This window comes from Vibrio sp. Vb1018 (genome assembly GCF_033338775.1).
GTDB classification, from domain to species: domain Bacteria; phylum Pseudomonadota; class Gammaproteobacteria; order Enterobacterales; family Vibrionaceae; genus Vibrio; species Vibrio alginolyticus.
In genome coordinates this window covers 99,281-115,463 of sequence record NZ_JAWOTI010000017.1, presented here as the reverse complement: position 1 = coordinate 115,463, position 16,183 = coordinate 99,281, and the positions used below count along the sequence as shown (strand labels likewise).

The following is a 16,183-nucleotide window of genomic DNA, read 5'->3' as shown; positions in this document are numbered from 1 at the left end:
AAACTCTTCAATTTAAGATTTTGTTCGGCTCAATGAATACTGAACATTACATAAGTAATGTTTGAATTGACTGTGCTGAATCCGAAGATTCAATGGTCACTTCGTATCATTGAAACCTAATTTGATACCGAAGTATCGAATTGGATTATCATCAACGAGTGCCCACACAGATTGATAGGTCTATATTTTTAAAGAGCACACTTCGAAGTTCTCTTCAAAGTGGACGGCTATTTTAGCTAGATAACTTATCGTGTCAAACACTTTTTTAAGTTATTTATCTGCGAGTTAATTTTAACTCACTAACCGTAGTTGTTTAGGTTCCGCTTCACTTGCTTTCCCGTGACAACGGAGGCGCATTATAGGGAGTTCATTAAAGAACACAAGTGCATTTTTTAAAAAAACTCACCTTTTTAGTTTATTCGTATAGAAAACAGACAAAAGACTCTAAAAAACTATAGAAAAGGGGCCAAACGGCCCCTTTAGTGTGATTTTTATCTCAATTTTACTGTATCCATACAATTATTGATGAGCACAAATTTGGTCATTAGTAACAATTAGCTGCACTGTCTTGTCTGGAACGATTTCACCAGAAAGAATTGATTTGGCTAACGGGTTCTCGACATTCTGCTGAATTGCACGTTTTAAAGGACGCGCACCATACACAGGATCGAAACCAACTTGAGCGATCAAGTCGAGTGCTTTGTCGGAAACTTCTAGTTGATAGCCTTTCTCCTCTAGTCGTTTCGCCAAACGTTCCAATTGAATAGAAGCAATGGACTTAATGTGCTCTTGACCAAGTGGATGGAACACCACGATTTCGTCAACACGGTTCAAGAACTCTGGGCGGAAGTGTTTGCTAACCACATCCATCACTTCACTCTTGATACCTTGATAGTCTAATGTTGCGAAATTCTCTTGGATACGAGATGAACCCAAGTTAGATGTCATGATCACAACCGTATTACGGAAGTCAACAGTACGACCTTGACCATCCGTTAAACGCCCATCATCGAGAACTTGCAGCAGAATGTTAAATACATCCGGATGCGCTTTCTCTACTTCGTCTAACAAAATTACCGAATACGGCTTGCGACGAACCGCTTCAGTTAAGTAACCACCCTCTTCATATCCGACATAGCCTGGAGGCGCACCCACCAATCTTGCCACTGAGTGTTTCTCCATGAACTCAGACATATCGATACGGACCATCGCATCTTCACTGTCGAACATAAAGCTCGCAAGTGTCTTACAAAGCTCTGTTTTACCCACACCAGTTGGACCTAAGAATAAGAAGGAGCCAATTGGTCGGTTTGGATCAGAAAGCCCAGCTCGACTACGACGAATGGCATTCGATACAACAGAGACCGCTTCGCTTTGCCCTACCACACGATTATGCAGCACGTCTTCCATACGAAGTAGTTTCTCTTTTTCCGCTTCTAGCATCTTGGATACCGGAATGCCGGTTTGCTTAGAAAGTACTTCTGCAATCTCGTTGTCGGTTACTTTATTACGCAATAGCGTCATTTCCTGCATTTCAGCTTGGGTTGCAAGATCTAACTGCTTCTCAAGTTCAGGAATACGACCATATTGAAGCTCCGACATACGGTTTAGATCGCCAGCACGGCGAGCAAACTCCATGTCCATACGAGCTTGTTCAAGCTCAGACTTAATATGTTGAGTGCCAGAAAGAGCTGCTTTTTCTGTATTCCAAACCTCTTCTAGTTCAGCGTACTCACGTTCTTTTTCATTGAGTTCTTCATTAAGCGCTTTCAAACGCTTTTCACTCGCTTCATCGTGCTCGTTACTTAGTGCTTGTTGCTCAATTTTGAGTTGGATGATTTTACGCTCAAGCTTATCCAAGGACTCTGGCTTAGAGTCAATTTGTAAACGAATGCTTGAAGCCGCTTCGTCAATCAAGTCAATCGCTTTATCCGGCAACTGACGGTCGGAGACATAGCGATGTGACAAACTCGCCGCAGCAACAATCGCTGGGTCGGTAATTTCGACGTGATGATGAAGCTCATAACGCTCCTTCAAGCCACGTAAAATCGCCACGGTATCCTCAACGGTCGGCTCATCCACCAGCACTTTTTGGAAACGACGTTCTAATGCTGCATCTTTTTCGATGTACTGACGATATTCATCCAATGTTGTTGCGCCAACACAGTGCAGCTCACCACGAGCTAATGCCGGTTTTAGCATGTTGCCCGCATCCATTGAGCCTTCACCTTTACCAGCACCGACCATAGTGTGTAGTTCATCAATGAAGAGGATGACGTTGCCTTCTTCTTTAGCAAGTTCATTCAATACTGATTTTAAACGCTCTTCAAATTCCCCACGGTATTTCGCGCCAGCAACCAGTGCGCCCATATCCAGTGATAGCACACGGCGACCACGCAGACCTTCAGGTACTTCATTGTTAACTATGCGCTGCGCTAAGCCTTCAACAATTGCTGTCTTACCTACGCCTGGTTCACCGATAATCACAGGGTTGTTTTTAGTACGACGCTGCAATACCTGGATAGTACGACGGATTTCATCATCACGGCCGATAACCGGATCCAATTTACCTTGCTCTGCACGTTCGGTAAGGTCTATGGTGAACTTTTCCAATGCTTGACGAAGCTCTTCTGCATTCGGATCATTGACCTTTTGACCACCTCTGATCTTTTCGATTGCCTGGCTGACTTTTTGCTCTGTTAAGCCGATCTCTTTGAGCAATTGCCCCAATGGTCCGCGATCTTCTAAAGCGGCAAGCAGGAAGACTTCAGACGAGATATAGGAGTCTTGACGCTTTTGCGCCACTTTGTCACACAGGTTAAACAATGTGCCCATCGAGCTAGAGAGCTGAACATCCCCACCGATGCCACTGACTTTTGGTAATCGATCTAACATTTCACTCAATTTAGAGCGTAAATGCGTTACGTCCACATCCAGCATAGTAAGCAATGGACGAATTGGACTGCCATTTTGATCAAGCAAAGCCACCATGAGGTGAACTGGCTCGATATATTGATGATCGCGCCCTAACGCTAGTGATTGAGCATCAGAGATAGCGATTTGAAACTTACTTGTGAATCGATCAAGACGCATATCTACCTTCCTAACCTCAACTAAAGGAAATTCTTTTGACAGTTAGAAAGATGGATACTCGGGTGGGGAATTTCAAGGGAGTGAATGAATAAAGATAGCTTTGCAAAAATAGTAGTATGCATCTTAGCACTTTGGTGCTTATAGCTAGTCTTCGATCCAAATAAAGGTTGCTTGTCGACCAGTCTTACCATCACGGCGATAAGAGTAAAAAGAGGCTTTATCTTGGTAAGTACAAAGTCCAGAATCAAACACTTGTGTCACACCAGCCCGGTTTAGACGTTGCGTTGCCAGCACCGACATGTCAGCAAACCATTTACCGTCGATATCGCGTGGAGCAAATGCTTGATTCGCCTGTGAATCAAAATCAACAAAAGCTTGCAGAACATCTTCACCCACTTCGAAGGCTTGAGGGCCAATGGCGGGGCCAAGCCACGCTATCACTTCACCAGAAAACAACGCTAACGCATTTTCGACAATGCCATTTGCTAAGCCGCGCCAACCTGCGTGAACAGCGGCTACTTGCGTACCTTGTGTATTAGTCAATAATACAGGTAAACAATCGGCGGTCATCGCTGAACAAACAACATGGCTTGAAGAAGTAAATACACCATCCGCATCAAGCACCTGTGTTGTTGGTTCATTTGCTTGAGCCACAACGGTTGAATGCGTTTGGTTTAACCAGATTGGCGCATTTGGCATGCTTGCCTGTTGCGCCAACCAAGCTCGGTTCTTCTCTACTAAAGACAAATCATCCCCAACGTGAGTACCTAAATTTAGCCCTTGGTAAGGGCCTGTCGAAAATCCGCCTATGCGTGTTGAGGCGAAAGCTTTGACATTTTTAGGCGCTGGCCAGTTCGGAATGATCGTCTTCATATTAGAATTCTTCCGGTAAGCCGTGCTCTTCTGTATCTTGACGAAGCGCTTCAGTCATCACAACCATGTCATCAGGCACTGGAGCATGAAACTCAAGAACTTCGCCCGTAATTGGGTGCTCAAAGCGCAGCATTACTGCGTGCAATGCTTGGCGATCGAAGCCCCGGATCATTGCCGTTAGCTCTTCAGACGCACCTGTCGGGATGCGAGCACGTCCACCATATGCAATATCACCGAGCAGCGGATGCTGAAGATAAGACATGTGCACACGAATCTGGTGCGTACGACCCGTTTCTAGACGCAAACGAATACGCGTGTGTTCGCGGAAGCGTTCAGCAACACGGTAGTGCGTTACTGCTGGTTTGCCCATTGGTGCCACCGCCATAAGCGTGCGCTTAGTAGAGTGACGACCAATAGGTTGATCCACTTTACCGCCCGCAGTCATACGACCAATAGCGATCGCTTCGTACTCACGAGTAATATTACGTTTTTGCAGTGCGCGAACCAGACGAGTTTGTGCAGGAACGGTTTTCGCCACCACCATCAAACCCGTTGTGTCTTTATCCAAACGGTGCACGATACCTGCACGAGGTACTTCTGCAATATCAGGGTAATGATGCAACAACGCATTAAGTACAGTGCCATCAGGCGTACCAGCGCCCGGATGAACCACAAAGTCACGAGGTTTGTTGATAACGATAATATCTTCATCTTCATAGACAATATCTAGCGGGATATCTTGCGCTTCCCAGCGTTCTTCATCTTCTAACTCGGCTTGCAATGTAATTTCCTCGCCACCCATTACTTTGGTACGAGGTTTAGTGACAACTTCACCATCAACTTGAACTTTCCCATCAAGCAGCCACTCTTTTAGGCGCGAGCGAGAGAAGTCCGCGAATAATTCGGCGATAGCTTGGTCTAAACGTTGACCTAACTGGCTATCTTTTACGGTATTTGTTAATACAATCTGCTGAGCCATATCGAACTTTTTTAAAAACTGTGAGACTAATGCTCACGACTGTGAAAAAATAGACTATTACGTCATTGTATCTGTTACTGGAAAGAAAGTAACGGCAGCTTAAGAAATATTTAGATTCAAGGAACAGACTCCTGATATGAAACGTCAGACTTTAACAGGCCTTTTAGCGGTATCCCTTCTGTTTGGATGTGCAAGCAAAGAAGAAATCGTTCCTGATGTGCCGCCTTCGGAACTGTATGCAGACGCACAGATTTCTCTTCAAAGTGGTAATTGGCTTTCTGCAATTGAGAAACTGGAAGCATTAGACTCACGTTACCCATTCGGTGCCTACTCTGAACAGGTGCAGCTTGACCTAATCTATGCGTACTACAAAAACGACGACCTTGCTTTGGGCTTGGCAACCATTTCTCGCTTTATGCGTTTAAACCCAACCCATGAAAAGATGGATTGGGTGCTGTACATGCGAGGTCTAAGCCACATGGCGCAAGATCGTAACTTTATGCATGATTTATTCAGCGTAGATCGAAGCGATCGCGATCCTGAACCGGTAAAAAAAGCGTTTGATGACTTCAAAAAACTACTTCAACGTTACCCGAATAGCCCATATGCAGAAGATTCACAAAAACGTATGGTCGCGCTGAAAAACCGTCTAGCGAACTATGATTTAGCGACTGCTGACTTCTACCTTCGCCGTGAAGCTTGGGTCGCTGCTATTAATCGCAGCCAAGAGCTACAAAAAGCGTATCCAGACACAGAAGCTGCACGTAAGTCACTGACTATCCAGCTAGAGGCCTACAAGCAACTTGGTTTGGAAGACGCCGTAGCAAGAACTGAAAAGCTTATAGAGCTCAACCCTGTGAAGTAATTGAACTTGCTTTAAACTGAACCGCCACCGTTTTTACCGTGGCGGTTTTTTACTACTCTCAATAGTGTATTCAGCCCTTTCTTGATGATCTTCCTAGCTCCACATATGCTTAAAGTTCTCCTCCCCCCTTTATAAAAAGGATGTGAACGTGACGATATCTAAGCTTTGCGCAGTTATGCTGCTCCTATTGTCTGCTTCCGTTTGCGCACTGCAAATCTCGCCGCTCAAACAGCCTCCTTATACTGGGGACCTCGATGTCATCAAGGAGAAGAATGTACTGCGCGTCTTAGTTTCTGCTGATTTAGGCTTTTACTACATTGAGGGCGGCACACCAAAAGGCATAGGCGCGGAATTGCTGGCGCATTTCGAAAAAGACCTTCGTAAAATCAAACCAAAGCTTAACGTACAAATTATTCCTGTTGCCCGCGACCAGCTACTGCCAGCCTTAGAAAACGGTTCAGGTGACTTAGTTGTCGCCAACCTGACTATTACCGACACGCGCAAACAGAAAGTGGAGTTCAGTTCACCCATTCTCACTGACATTCAAGAGTGGGTAGTGACAAACAAAAGCACACCAACGATGACGAAAATCGAACAACTGAGCGGCAAAGAGATTTGGGTGCGCGCCAGCTCTAGCTACTTTGAAAGCATTCAGACACTAAATAAGAAACTAAACAAAAAAGGCTTACCGCCTGTTATCGTGCACTTTATTGAAGAAACACTTCAAGATTATGAGCTGGTCGGAATGCTCAACAATGGTTACGTCAAAGCCATTGTTCTCGATAGCCATAAAGCCAAGCTTTGGCTGAAAGTGATGGATGATATTCGGGTGCACAAAAAAATCCCTATCCGCAAAAATGGCAAAATTGCTTGGGCAATGCGAGAAAATAGTCCCAAATTAAAAGCCGTCGTGAATAAGTTCATCCAGAAGTCTCGCTCTGGGACACTACTCGGTAACGTTATTTACGGTAAATACATCGATAACACGGGATGGTTGAACAGAGCTCTTAACCCTAAGAAAATTGCTCAACTAGAAAAACTCGCAGCGCTATTTTCACGCTATGGTGAGAAATACGATATCGACTATTTACTGATCGCAGCAATCGCTTACAAGGAATCAGGATTTAATAACGACCTAGTTGGAAGCCGAGGTGCCGTTGGCATAATGCAAGTCCTACCCAGCACCGCTCAAGATCCGAATATCAATATCAAAAATGTTCGACAATTAGAAAACAACATTCATGCTGGAGTGAAATACTTAGCTTTTTTGCGTAAGCAGTACTTCAGTGATCCTGATATTACTGCACAAAATAAACTCTACTTTACATTGGCGGCTTACAATGCGGGCCCCGGCAATGTAGAGCGTATTCGTAAGCGTGCAGCCCAACAAGGTTACGATCCTAATGTTTGGTTTAATAACGTGGAAGTCGTTATGCGGAAAAGTTTAAGCTCAACGGTTGGGTACGTCACAAGCATTAATCGCTACTACATAATATACAAACAACTAGAAAGTTTGGACCAAGTCAAAAGTCTAGAAAGGGTTTCACTAGCCCCAAAAGACCCCATTTTCATGATACCGCTACGAAAAGTCAGCCAAATGCCAGACAGTAAAAAGCCGCTTGTACAGTAAGCGGCTTTTTAAATGGATTCATTGGAAAGACTCAGTGATCGTCATCACACCTTACGTGTAGTTAAATTTTAACCACCTCAAATATTAGGCCGTAAAACTTCCCTAAAAACGAGGCCGTTTTCAGCTGAGTACTCTATTCAATCTACGGATTTACTAACCGATAACAAGCAATTTCACGATAAATCTCAGAAGTTCTTGAGTGAGATCACATTCATTTTTCATCATAAAAAACCCGAGCAAAATAATGATCTGAATCACATTTTTTTATGCTTAAAGCGGTAATCTGAACTCAACCCATGAGGGATGCAACAGAGGAAAAACACTTATGACAATGAATATCACTGGCAAAAACATCGAAATCACCTCTGCAATCCGAGCTCATATTGAGAGCAAATTTAAAAAACTGGAGAAATGGCAAGTAGACCTAATTGGTTGCCAAGCAACTTTCAGTGAGGAACCAAACAAACAGAAGAAATTCGAAGCGGTTATCAAAGTTCCTAAAGGCCAGCTCATTGCCTCAGCAACTCACGAAGATCTTTACGCAGCTATCAACGAAGTGGAGCAAAAACTAGAACGACAATTGAACAAGCTGACCCACAAACCTGAAGCTCGACGTGCAAGTAAGCCTGAGCTAGTGGAAGAAGAAGAGTAAACTGAACAGATTGAGGAAATAGCGCCGAAAGGCGCTATTTTTTTGCTTGACGCTCTCCCCAGCCTTGCTTATTGTGTTTAAACACTCATAAATTAAGCACTATTTATGCATTTAACCTCACTGTTTATTTTTGACTTCTTTTTCCTCCCATAGTTGGAGGGGCTAACTCGTTTGTGAAAGAAAAGTCAAAAACAAACAGAAAGCCTCCCAAATCGGGAGGCTTTTTTATAAGGAAAGAATTGATGACTGACCAACCTATTTCCCTCGAAGAAATTCGTTTACGCTTGAATGAGTTGGATGACCAACTTCTCAGCTTATTGTCTGAGCGCCGTAAACTCAGCATTGAAGTAGCCAAAAGCAAAGTACAAACCTCAAAGCCTGTTCGCGACGCCGTCCGTGAACAGCAATTATTGGTCAAGCTGATTTCTAATGGCCAAGATAAATACGAACTTGACGCGCAGTACATCACCAAACTTTTCCATACCATCATTGAAGACTCAGTTCTGCTTCAACAAAGTTATCTGCAAAATCTCGTTAACCCACAGCAAAGCCGTAAGCCACTTGCTCGCGTCGCTTTTTTAGGAGCCAAAGGCTCTTATTCGCACTTGGCAAGTCGCGAATACTTCAGTCGTAAAAATACAGAGCTTATCGAGCTCAACTGCGAGCACTTTAAAGAAGTGACTCAAACGGTTGAATCTGGCCATGCTGATTATGGCGTTCTGCCAATCGAAAACACCAGCTCAGGCTCTATTAATGAAGTGTATGACTTACTACAACACACGACGCTTTACATCGTTGGAGAGCTAACTCAACCAATCGAACACTGCTTGGTTGCGAAAAAAGACATTCGTCTGGAAGATATTAAAACGCTGTATTCTCACCCTCAGCCACACCAACAGTGCAGTGAGTTTTTAAGCCGTATGAAAGGGGTAAAGCTGGAGTCCTGCGCGAGCACAGCAGATGCAATGCAGAAAGTCCAAGAGATGGATCGTGATGATGTGGCTGCAATTGGTAATGCATCAAGCGGTAAGCTATATGGCTTGCAAGCAATTCAAGGCAACATCGCAAACCAAACCGAAAATCATACTCGCTTTATCGTGGTTGCTCGTAAACCGGTTGAAGTTTCTACTCAGATTCCAGCAAAAACCACATTGATCATGTCGACCTCCCAAGAGGCAGGCTCATTGGTTGAAACACTATTAGTGCTGCAACGTTACGGCATCAATATGACCAAGCTAGAATCACGCCCAATTATGGGGAACCCGTGGGAGGAGATGTTCTACGTAGACTTGACATCACATCTTGCTTCGACAGAAATGCAACAGGCACTTGAAGAGCTAACAAAAATCACTAAGCACTTGAAAGTATTAGGCTGTTACCCGAGTGAGAACGTAAAGCCTACGCAAGTAAAATTGAGTTAATAGACACCAGTGAGTAAAAAGATCATGGCAACCCAAAAAGTCGTAATCGCATCGCTAAACCCAGCCAAAATTAATGCAGTTCAAAGTGCATTTCGTAATGCATTTCCGCATCAAGAATTCAACTTCGTTGGCGTCAGTGTACCGAGTGAGGTCGCAGATCAGCCCATGACGAATGAAGAAACTCATCGTGGTGCGCTAAACCGCGTTAAAAACGCAAAAGTAGAGATGCCAAACGCGGATTACTATGTCGGTCTCGAAGCGGGAATTGAAGCAAACGTGACGTTTGCTTGGATGGTGGTTGAATCAGAGACTCACCGCGGTGAATCTCGTTCTGCAAGCTTAATGTTGCCGCCAAAAGTCTTGGAAAAACTCAAGGATGCGAATGAATTGGGAGATGTAATGGACGAAGTGTTTGGTACTGATAATATCAAACAGAAAGGTGGCGCTATTAGCCTGCTAACCCAAAACCAGCTAACTCGAAGCTCGGTCTATCACCAAGCCTTGATTCTGGCTTTAATTCCATTCACAAACCCTGAGCATTTTCCTTCAAATTTATAACACTCAGCCTAGTCTCTAGATACGCAAAAGGGCGGATATTTCCGCCCTTTGTAATACGTTATCTTAGTCACTTGTAACACCAAGGCCTAAAAGCAAATTGGATATACTGTCTACTTAGATACCGCAACTTGTTCTAACAAGACTTTCAACTTGTCTTTTTCTTCATCAGATTTCGACTTTAGTTCGTTAGAGCCACGAGTAATGGTGGCAATGCCCACACCAAGCATCTGACTGATCTGACGTTGAGATAATTCTCCTTTAAGAAGTTCGTTAATTATATTAACGCGTGATATTAATGACTCTCTCTCATCACGTGACATCAGCATAGTTAACAGCATGTCATCTTGCTGGGTGCCCATACTTGTTCGAATTAGCTCAATAATCTGTTGCCAGTCTTTGTACTCGGGTTCGTGCGACATCAAGTTACCTCACTCAATACTTGGTATTGATCTCATGTTGATTCAAGAACGCGCCATCGATACCCAAAAGATCACGATAGTATGTTTCAAACATCAAGATGTTTTGTACATAACCGCGCGTCTCTTTAAATGGAATTGCCTCAATAAAGGCATAAGCATCCACTTTTCCTTGGGTACGCTCTCGCCACGTTTTTACTCTGTTAGGACCTGCATTATAAGCAGCAAGAGCAAAAATACGATTATTATCGTAATCCTCTAATAAACCTTGCAAATAATGGCTACCAATTTCGATATTTTTTCCTACATTGTAGAGATCCTGCGTACCTTGATAACTCAACTTATATTTACGTGCCGTGTACTTCGCCGTCGCAGGCATGATCTGCATAAGACCACGAGCGCCAACTGGAGAGCGGGCTTCAACATCTAACGCACTTTCCTGTCGAGCGAGAGACATCATCGTGACGGGATCAATGTTGTGCTTTTTCGCATAAAAGTTAAACCACCAGCGGTGTGCTATTGGGAACCTAAGTTCGATATTATCCCACATCTGCGCTTGAATACTCGCGGTCACCGTTAGGTGATGCCAACGTTTAAATGATGCATAAGCCGCCAACATCGCCTTTTCATCTTTTCCTACGCGGCGCAGTAAGTGTGCCCATTCACTCTTCGCTGCTGCGATTTTATCCGTCGCGATCAACTCTTCGATACGAGCTAACGAGTCTTGATAGGGTTGAACAACTTTCTTATCCAACTTAACCGTATGCGTTGGGTATTTGATTGATTGTCCGATTGCATTGGCGGCAGCCACACTGTAGAAGTTTCGTTGCCCAAGCAGAGTTGCTAAACGCTGTTTCCCCGCGATGTCATCACCTAACGCTATTTCACTTCTTCCAAGCCAATATTGCCAGCGTAGCGTGGCTTGTTCTTCTTTATTTAGAACAGCAATCCACTCTTGTACGCCTTTCCAATCTGCATTTTGAATCGCTAAGCGGATGCGCGTTTCAATCAACGGTAAGTACTGACTGGTTTTCGTTTTATCATCGCGCCATTTAGCTAATGACTCAGACTCCGTACGAGTCAATCGAAATGCAATATAGTCGGCAAGTTCTTGCGCTTTTTCTGGAGAAAACTTCTGTCCTTTAATGACGGCATCGTACGCACCTTGTGCTTGGCTAGTGTTCATACGAGCCAACTTTTCTAACGCATATTCACTTTGCGCTCGATTAAAATCATTCGCAGGTTTTTTCTTCGCGAATTCCGCAACACTTGAAGGATTATCAAACAACGCTTTCATTTCTTTGGCTTGTTGCTTTGCCTGCGCTGATTTAGGCAGTTTGAGCAAGTAACTCATCAAACCGCCATTACGAGCATCAAACGCCAGTAACATACGCTGTAGAATCAGTTCATCGGTACGCTCACCCGCCTTGTCCCATGCCGCAAATAATGGGTCACACTCATCAGCAATGCTGATGCCACGTAACCACATATGTTCAGCCCCTTTAAATGCCGCGACTTTCTTGCCTTGCTTTAACTGAGCGACGTAGAAAATACATTGGTAACGCTCACCACTAGGAATGACTTTTTGAAACTCAGTAATGGTTTTCCAATCTTTTTGCTTATAAAGATGATTGAGGTATGGAGCGCGAACTCGACGAGAAAATGGAAAAGACTCGTGCTCAGAAATAAACTCGTTTACCTGTTGTGGTGACTTTTCCGGTAACTGTCTAATAAAAGTGCGGTAATCCACATAAGGCGTTAGTGGATAGTTAGAAATTTTAGGACGAATCGAAAGGTATCCATCGATGTCATTTTTATCTAATAAATCTTGAGCTTGCTCATATACTTCGCGCTGCTTTTCCAAACTCAGCGCGGCATTAGCACTCAAACTCATAGCACACAACGCGGCGGCGCAGCATACGTTTTTAGCCAATTCAGATACGTTGAATCTCATTTGTGTCATTTTCCCCAGACATATACTGCCCTAAAGCCTAGTTTTGTTAGAGTTCATGTGATGTTAAGGCAATTTTCACACATGCATCTATTTACACAGAATGCAGATGTCCATGTAAAGCAACTTAGTGTATTAAAAATTGTACTCGTCAAACTTTTAAGACGATGGAGACAAAGCGTTTCTAACTCGCATAGAAAACACTTCGTCATTCTTAACGAATAACAAAAGTGTATACCCTAACCGTGTAAGTTTCCGGTCAGCTCAAAATAAGAAATCCATTCGTTAGGGAAATTCTTGCAATGCGGTAACAAAAACAAAGCACTTGGTATAAAATGATGGGTTTGAATGACAGTTAATTTAGGAACGATCGGCAATGGCTGAATACGTATATACCATGTCGCGGGTGAGCAAAATTGTGCCACCTAAGCGTCAAATTCTTAAAGACATCTCTCTGAGCTTCTTCCCTGGTGCGAAAATCGGTGTTTTAGGTCTGAACGGTGCAGGTAAATCCACACTGCTACGTATCATGGCAGGTATCGACACGGATATCGACGGTGAAGCGCGTCCACAACCTGGTCTAAACGTAGGTTACCTACCTCAGGAACCAGTATTAGACGAATCAAAAACCGTTCGTGAAGTTGTTGAAGAAGCGGTTGCTGACGTTGCTGACGCTCTGAAACGTTTGGACGCAGTCTACGCAGCATACGCTGAACCAGATGCAGACTTCGACGCACTTGCAAAAGAGCAAGGCGAGCTAGAAGCCCTTATCCAAGCGAAAGATGGCCACAACCTAGAAAATGCGCTTGAGCGTGCGGCAAACGCACTTCGTTTACCTGAATGGGACCAAAAAATTGCGCACCTATCAGGTGGTGAACGCCGCCGTGTGGCTATTTGTCGCTTGCTACTTTCTAAGCCAGACATGCTACTGCTTGATGAACCTACCAACCACCTAGATGCAGAATCAGTGGCTTGGCTAGAGCGCTTCTTAGTGGATTACACAGGTACCGTAGTAGCCATCACCCACGACCGTTACTTCCTAGATAACGCTGCGGGCTGGATCTTAGAACTGGACCGTGGTGAAGGTATCCCATGGGAAGGCAACTACACCTCATGGCTGGAGCAAAAAGACGCTCGTCTACAACAAGAAGCCTCCCAAGAGAGTGCTCGCCAAAAGACTATCGAGAAAGAGCTTGAGTGGGTACGTAAAAACCCTAAAGGTCGTCAAGCGAAGTCAAAAGCACGTATGGCTCGCTTTGAAGAACTGCAAAGCTCTGATCATCAAAAACGTAATGAAACCAATGAACTATTTATCCCACCAGGTGAGCGTCTAGGTGATAAGGTTATTGAAGTGAAGAACCTGACCAAGTCATTTGACGGTCGAGTTCTAATTGATGACCTGTCATTCAGCATCCCTAAAGGTGCAATTGTTGGTATCATCGGTGCTAACGGCGCAGGTAAATCGACGCTATTCAAGATGTTAAGTGGTACTGAACAACCAGACTCGGGCACAATTGAGATGGGCGATACAGTAAAACTAGCATCTGTCGATCAGTTCCGTGACAGCATGGACGATTCTAAAACCGTATTCCAAGAGATCTCTGAAGGTGCTGATATCATTAAGATCAACAACTTCGAAATCCCAGCTCGTGCATACTGTTCACGCTTTAACTTTAAAGGCAGTGACCAACAAAAGATTATTGGTGAACTATCGGGTGGTGAGCGTAACCGTGTCCACCTTGCGAAGCTGCTTAAAGCGGGCGGTAACGTGTTGCTACTCGACGAACCAACCAACGACCTTGACGTTGAAACACTGCGTGCTCTAGAAGAAGCGTTACTAGAGTTCCCTGGTTGTGCAATGGTTATCTCGCACGACCGTTGGTTCCTTGACCGTATCGCTACCCACATCATTGACTACCGTGACGAAGGCCAAGTTAACTTCTACGAAGGTAACTACACAGAGTACATGGATTGGTTGAAGAAAACATTGGGTCCTGAAGCCGCAGAACCACACCGTATCAAATACAAGCGTATTGCGAAGTAATCGCAACCCACAAAGTTTGATTGTAATTTGTACAAAGGCCGCTATCATAGCGGCCTTTGTTTTCTTTGTTATAAAAAGAGCTCATTAGCCCGTCTCGTTCGTTAAGAACATGACATAGCACTTACGTCACTCTGTAGCGACCTCGACACTTTTCAAACAACAATCGAACATTTTTTGTTCGTATTGATATACTATTCAATTCTGTTTGACGACCTGACGAGAATATTCATATGACAGAGAGACGACGCTTTTCACGTATTCTCCATCAAGCTCCAGCTAAGATAGAACAACGTGACTTGGCAATTGAAGCTAGGATTCAAGATCTTTCCTTGCATGGTTTACTCATGAAAGTGGAAGAGACTGAGGCTTTGGATCCAACCCTTCCAGTCCATGTGACTTTTTCATTTGATCAATCCGAACAAGTGATTACGTTAAAAGCGCAAGTTGTGGATCTCTCTAAGTGTGAGATTAGGTTGAAGATCGCTAAGATAGACATCGAAAGCATTAGCCAACTAAAACGATTTATAGAATTGAATGTAGGCAATAACGACCTTCTGAATCGAGAGTTAGAGCACCTCTCTGGTTTTTAGGAGAAAAATAAATGAACGCCTATTTAAGTAACAATAACTATGTCTAAAAAAATCATCATGCAGATCCCGACGAAAGACGGCGATCAGCAGTTCTATTTGGGCCGCAGTTCGGTCCTAGCAGTATTTGCTTCAGTATTGGCATTACCCGCCGTCGTTGGTGGCGCGTGGTACCTTAATCAGCAGCAGATGCACAATAAAGACGAACTAACACAAATCATCGCCAAACTGGAAAGTGAAAAGGCCGAAGTGACGGCTCTTTACGAAGAACAGCTTGATACCAATCATTCGCTTTCCCAGTCTTTGACGGACAAAAACAATCAAATTCAGCTATTGGGCAAACGGGTATTCGACGTTGAATCGGTTTTAGGTCTCGCAGACGAAGAGTTGATGATCGATGAGAACAGCATGGGGTTAGAGGAGCGAATTGACGCAGCCGCTATCGATTCTGCTGTTCGCGCGACGATGTTCCGTTTGATACCAAATGACAGCCCAGTCACATACCAACGTATTTCTTCTTCTTACGGCAGTCGTATTAATCCGATTTCAGGTAAGAGGCATGTTCATACTGGTATCGATCTGACTTGTAAAAGAGGAGAAGAGATCCTGGCACCGGCTGACGGTGTGGTGGAAACCGTTCGCCCGAGCAATCGTGGTTATGGTAACTATGTCACCATTCGTCACTCATTTGGCTTTATGAGCTCCTTTGCTCATCTACAACGCTTCAAAGTGAAAAGCGGTCAGTTTGTTAGTAAAGGCGACATCATTGCTCAATGCGGTAACTCTGGCAACTCCACAGGGCCACACTTGCACTATGAAGTACGCTTCCTCGGACGAGCACTCAACCCTCAATACTTAATGGAGTGGACGCCAGAAAACTTCAATGACGTCTTTGAAAAAGAGAAAAAAGTGAAATGGGGACCTTTGGTTCAATTGATTGATAACGTTGTACGCCTACAAGTCAATTTAACCAATTCACCCTATCGCGATACCAGTATCAACACAGTATCAAGTGAAGATACGAGTAATACTGCGACGAACTGATTTGTCCATCAACACGAAAAAGAGCAGCTTACGCTGCTCTTTTTGTTTCGGACTCTGCACGGCTAAATGA

General features: G+C 44.1%; 13 protein-coding genes and 1 other annotated feature. Of the genes, 8 read left to right on the top strand and 5 right to left on the bottom strand.

All coding sequences use genetic code 11. The annotated features are described in order from the left end of the window. Positions 1-519 precede the first annotated feature (519 nt). From clpB to rluD, 3 genes are all read right to left on the bottom strand, one after another. Positions 520-3,093, bottom strand: a complete 2,574-nt coding sequence (gene clpB / locus R7Z10_RS17315; RefSeq protein ID WP_005381873.1) for an ATP-dependent chaperone ClpB — start codon at positions 3,091-3,093, stop codon at positions 520-522. A 144-nt stretch (positions 3,094-3,237) separates the two neighbouring features. After that, on the bottom strand, positions 3,238-3,966 hold the full coding sequence (gene pgeF / locus R7Z10_RS17310) for a peptidoglycan editing factor PgeF (protein WP_005381874.1): 729 nt from the start codon (positions 3,964-3,966) through the stop codon (positions 3,238-3,240). A gap of 1 nt (position 3,967) precedes the next feature. After that, the gene (gene rluD, locus R7Z10_RS17305; RefSeq protein ID WP_005381875.1) at positions 3,968-4,945 is read right to left on the bottom strand and encodes a 23S rRNA pseudouridine(1911/1915/1917) synthase RluD; all 978 of its coding nucleotides are present in this window, start codon (positions 4,943-4,945) and stop codon (positions 3,968-3,970) included. A gap of 136 nt (positions 4,946-5,081) precedes the next feature. Here rluD and bamD point away from each other — a divergent pair, with 136 nt between their 5' ends. The 5 genes from bamD (at position 5,082) to yjjX (ending at position 10,071) form a co-directional block, all read left to right on the top strand. Then, positions 5,082-5,810, top strand: a complete 729-nt coding sequence (bamD, locus tag R7Z10_RS17300) for an outer membrane protein assembly factor BamD (RefSeq protein ID WP_005381876.1) — start codon at positions 5,082-5,084, stop codon at positions 5,808-5,810. A 148-nt stretch (positions 5,811-5,958) separates the two neighbouring features. Then, a complete protein-coding gene (locus R7Z10_RS17295; protein WP_315956861.1) occupies positions 5,959-7,440 on the top strand; it encodes a lytic transglycosylase F in 1,482 nt (493 codons plus the stop codon). Between the two features lie 325 nt (positions 7,441-7,765). Continuing rightward, a complete protein-coding gene (raiA, locus tag R7Z10_RS17290; protein ID WP_005381889.1) occupies positions 7,766-8,092 on the top strand; it encodes a ribosome-associated translation inhibitor RaiA in 327 nt (108 codons plus the stop codon). Positions 8,093-8,200: 108 nt separating this feature from the next. Then, positions 8,201-8,322, top strand: a sequence feature (Phe leader region). 12 nt (positions 8,323-8,334) lie between these two features. After that, the gene (gene pheA / locus R7Z10_RS17285) at positions 8,335-9,513 is read left to right on the top strand and encodes a prephenate dehydratase (RefSeq protein ID WP_017636154.1); all 1,179 of its coding nucleotides are present in this window, start codon (positions 8,335-8,337) and stop codon (positions 9,511-9,513) included. A 24-nt stretch (positions 9,514-9,537) separates the two neighbouring features. Beyond that, positions 9,538-10,071, top strand: a complete 534-nt coding sequence (gene yjjX / locus R7Z10_RS17280) for an inosine/xanthosine triphosphatase (protein ID WP_199267684.1) — start codon at positions 9,538-9,540, stop codon at positions 10,069-10,071. A gap of 110 nt (positions 10,072-10,181) precedes the next feature. Here yjjX and trpR read toward each other — a convergent pair whose 3' ends face one another. Both trpR and R7Z10_RS17270 read right to left on the bottom strand, forming a co-directional pair. Continuing rightward, positions 10,182-10,490: a trp operon repressor gene (trpR, locus tag R7Z10_RS17275; protein ID WP_005381892.1), complete on the bottom strand. Its 309-nt coding sequence runs from the start codon at positions 10,488-10,490 to the stop codon at positions 10,182-10,184. A gap of 13 nt (positions 10,491-10,503) precedes the next feature. Then, entirely contained in the window at positions 10,504-12,441 is a 1,938-nt protein-coding gene (locus R7Z10_RS17270; protein WP_203345674.1) for a transglycosylase SLT domain-containing protein, read from the bottom strand. 373 nt (positions 12,442-12,814) lie between these two features. Here R7Z10_RS17270 and ettA point away from each other — a divergent pair, with 373 nt between their 5' ends. From ettA to R7Z10_RS17255, 3 genes are all read left to right on the top strand, one after another. Continuing rightward, entirely contained in the window at positions 12,815-14,482 is a 1,668-nt protein-coding gene (ettA, locus tag R7Z10_RS17265; RefSeq protein ID WP_005381894.1) for an energy-dependent translational throttle protein EttA, read from the top strand. Between the two features lie 230 nt (positions 14,483-14,712). Further along, positions 14,713-15,072: a PilZ domain-containing protein gene (locus R7Z10_RS17260; protein WP_033906113.1), complete on the top strand. Its 360-nt coding sequence runs from the start codon at positions 14,713-14,715 to the stop codon at positions 15,070-15,072. Between the two features lie 39 nt (positions 15,073-15,111). Further along, the gene (locus R7Z10_RS17255; protein WP_005381900.1) at positions 15,112-16,113 is read left to right on the top strand and encodes a M23 family metallopeptidase; all 1,002 of its coding nucleotides are present in this window, start codon (positions 15,112-15,114) and stop codon (positions 16,111-16,113) included. Positions 16,114-16,183 lie beyond the last annotated feature (70 nt).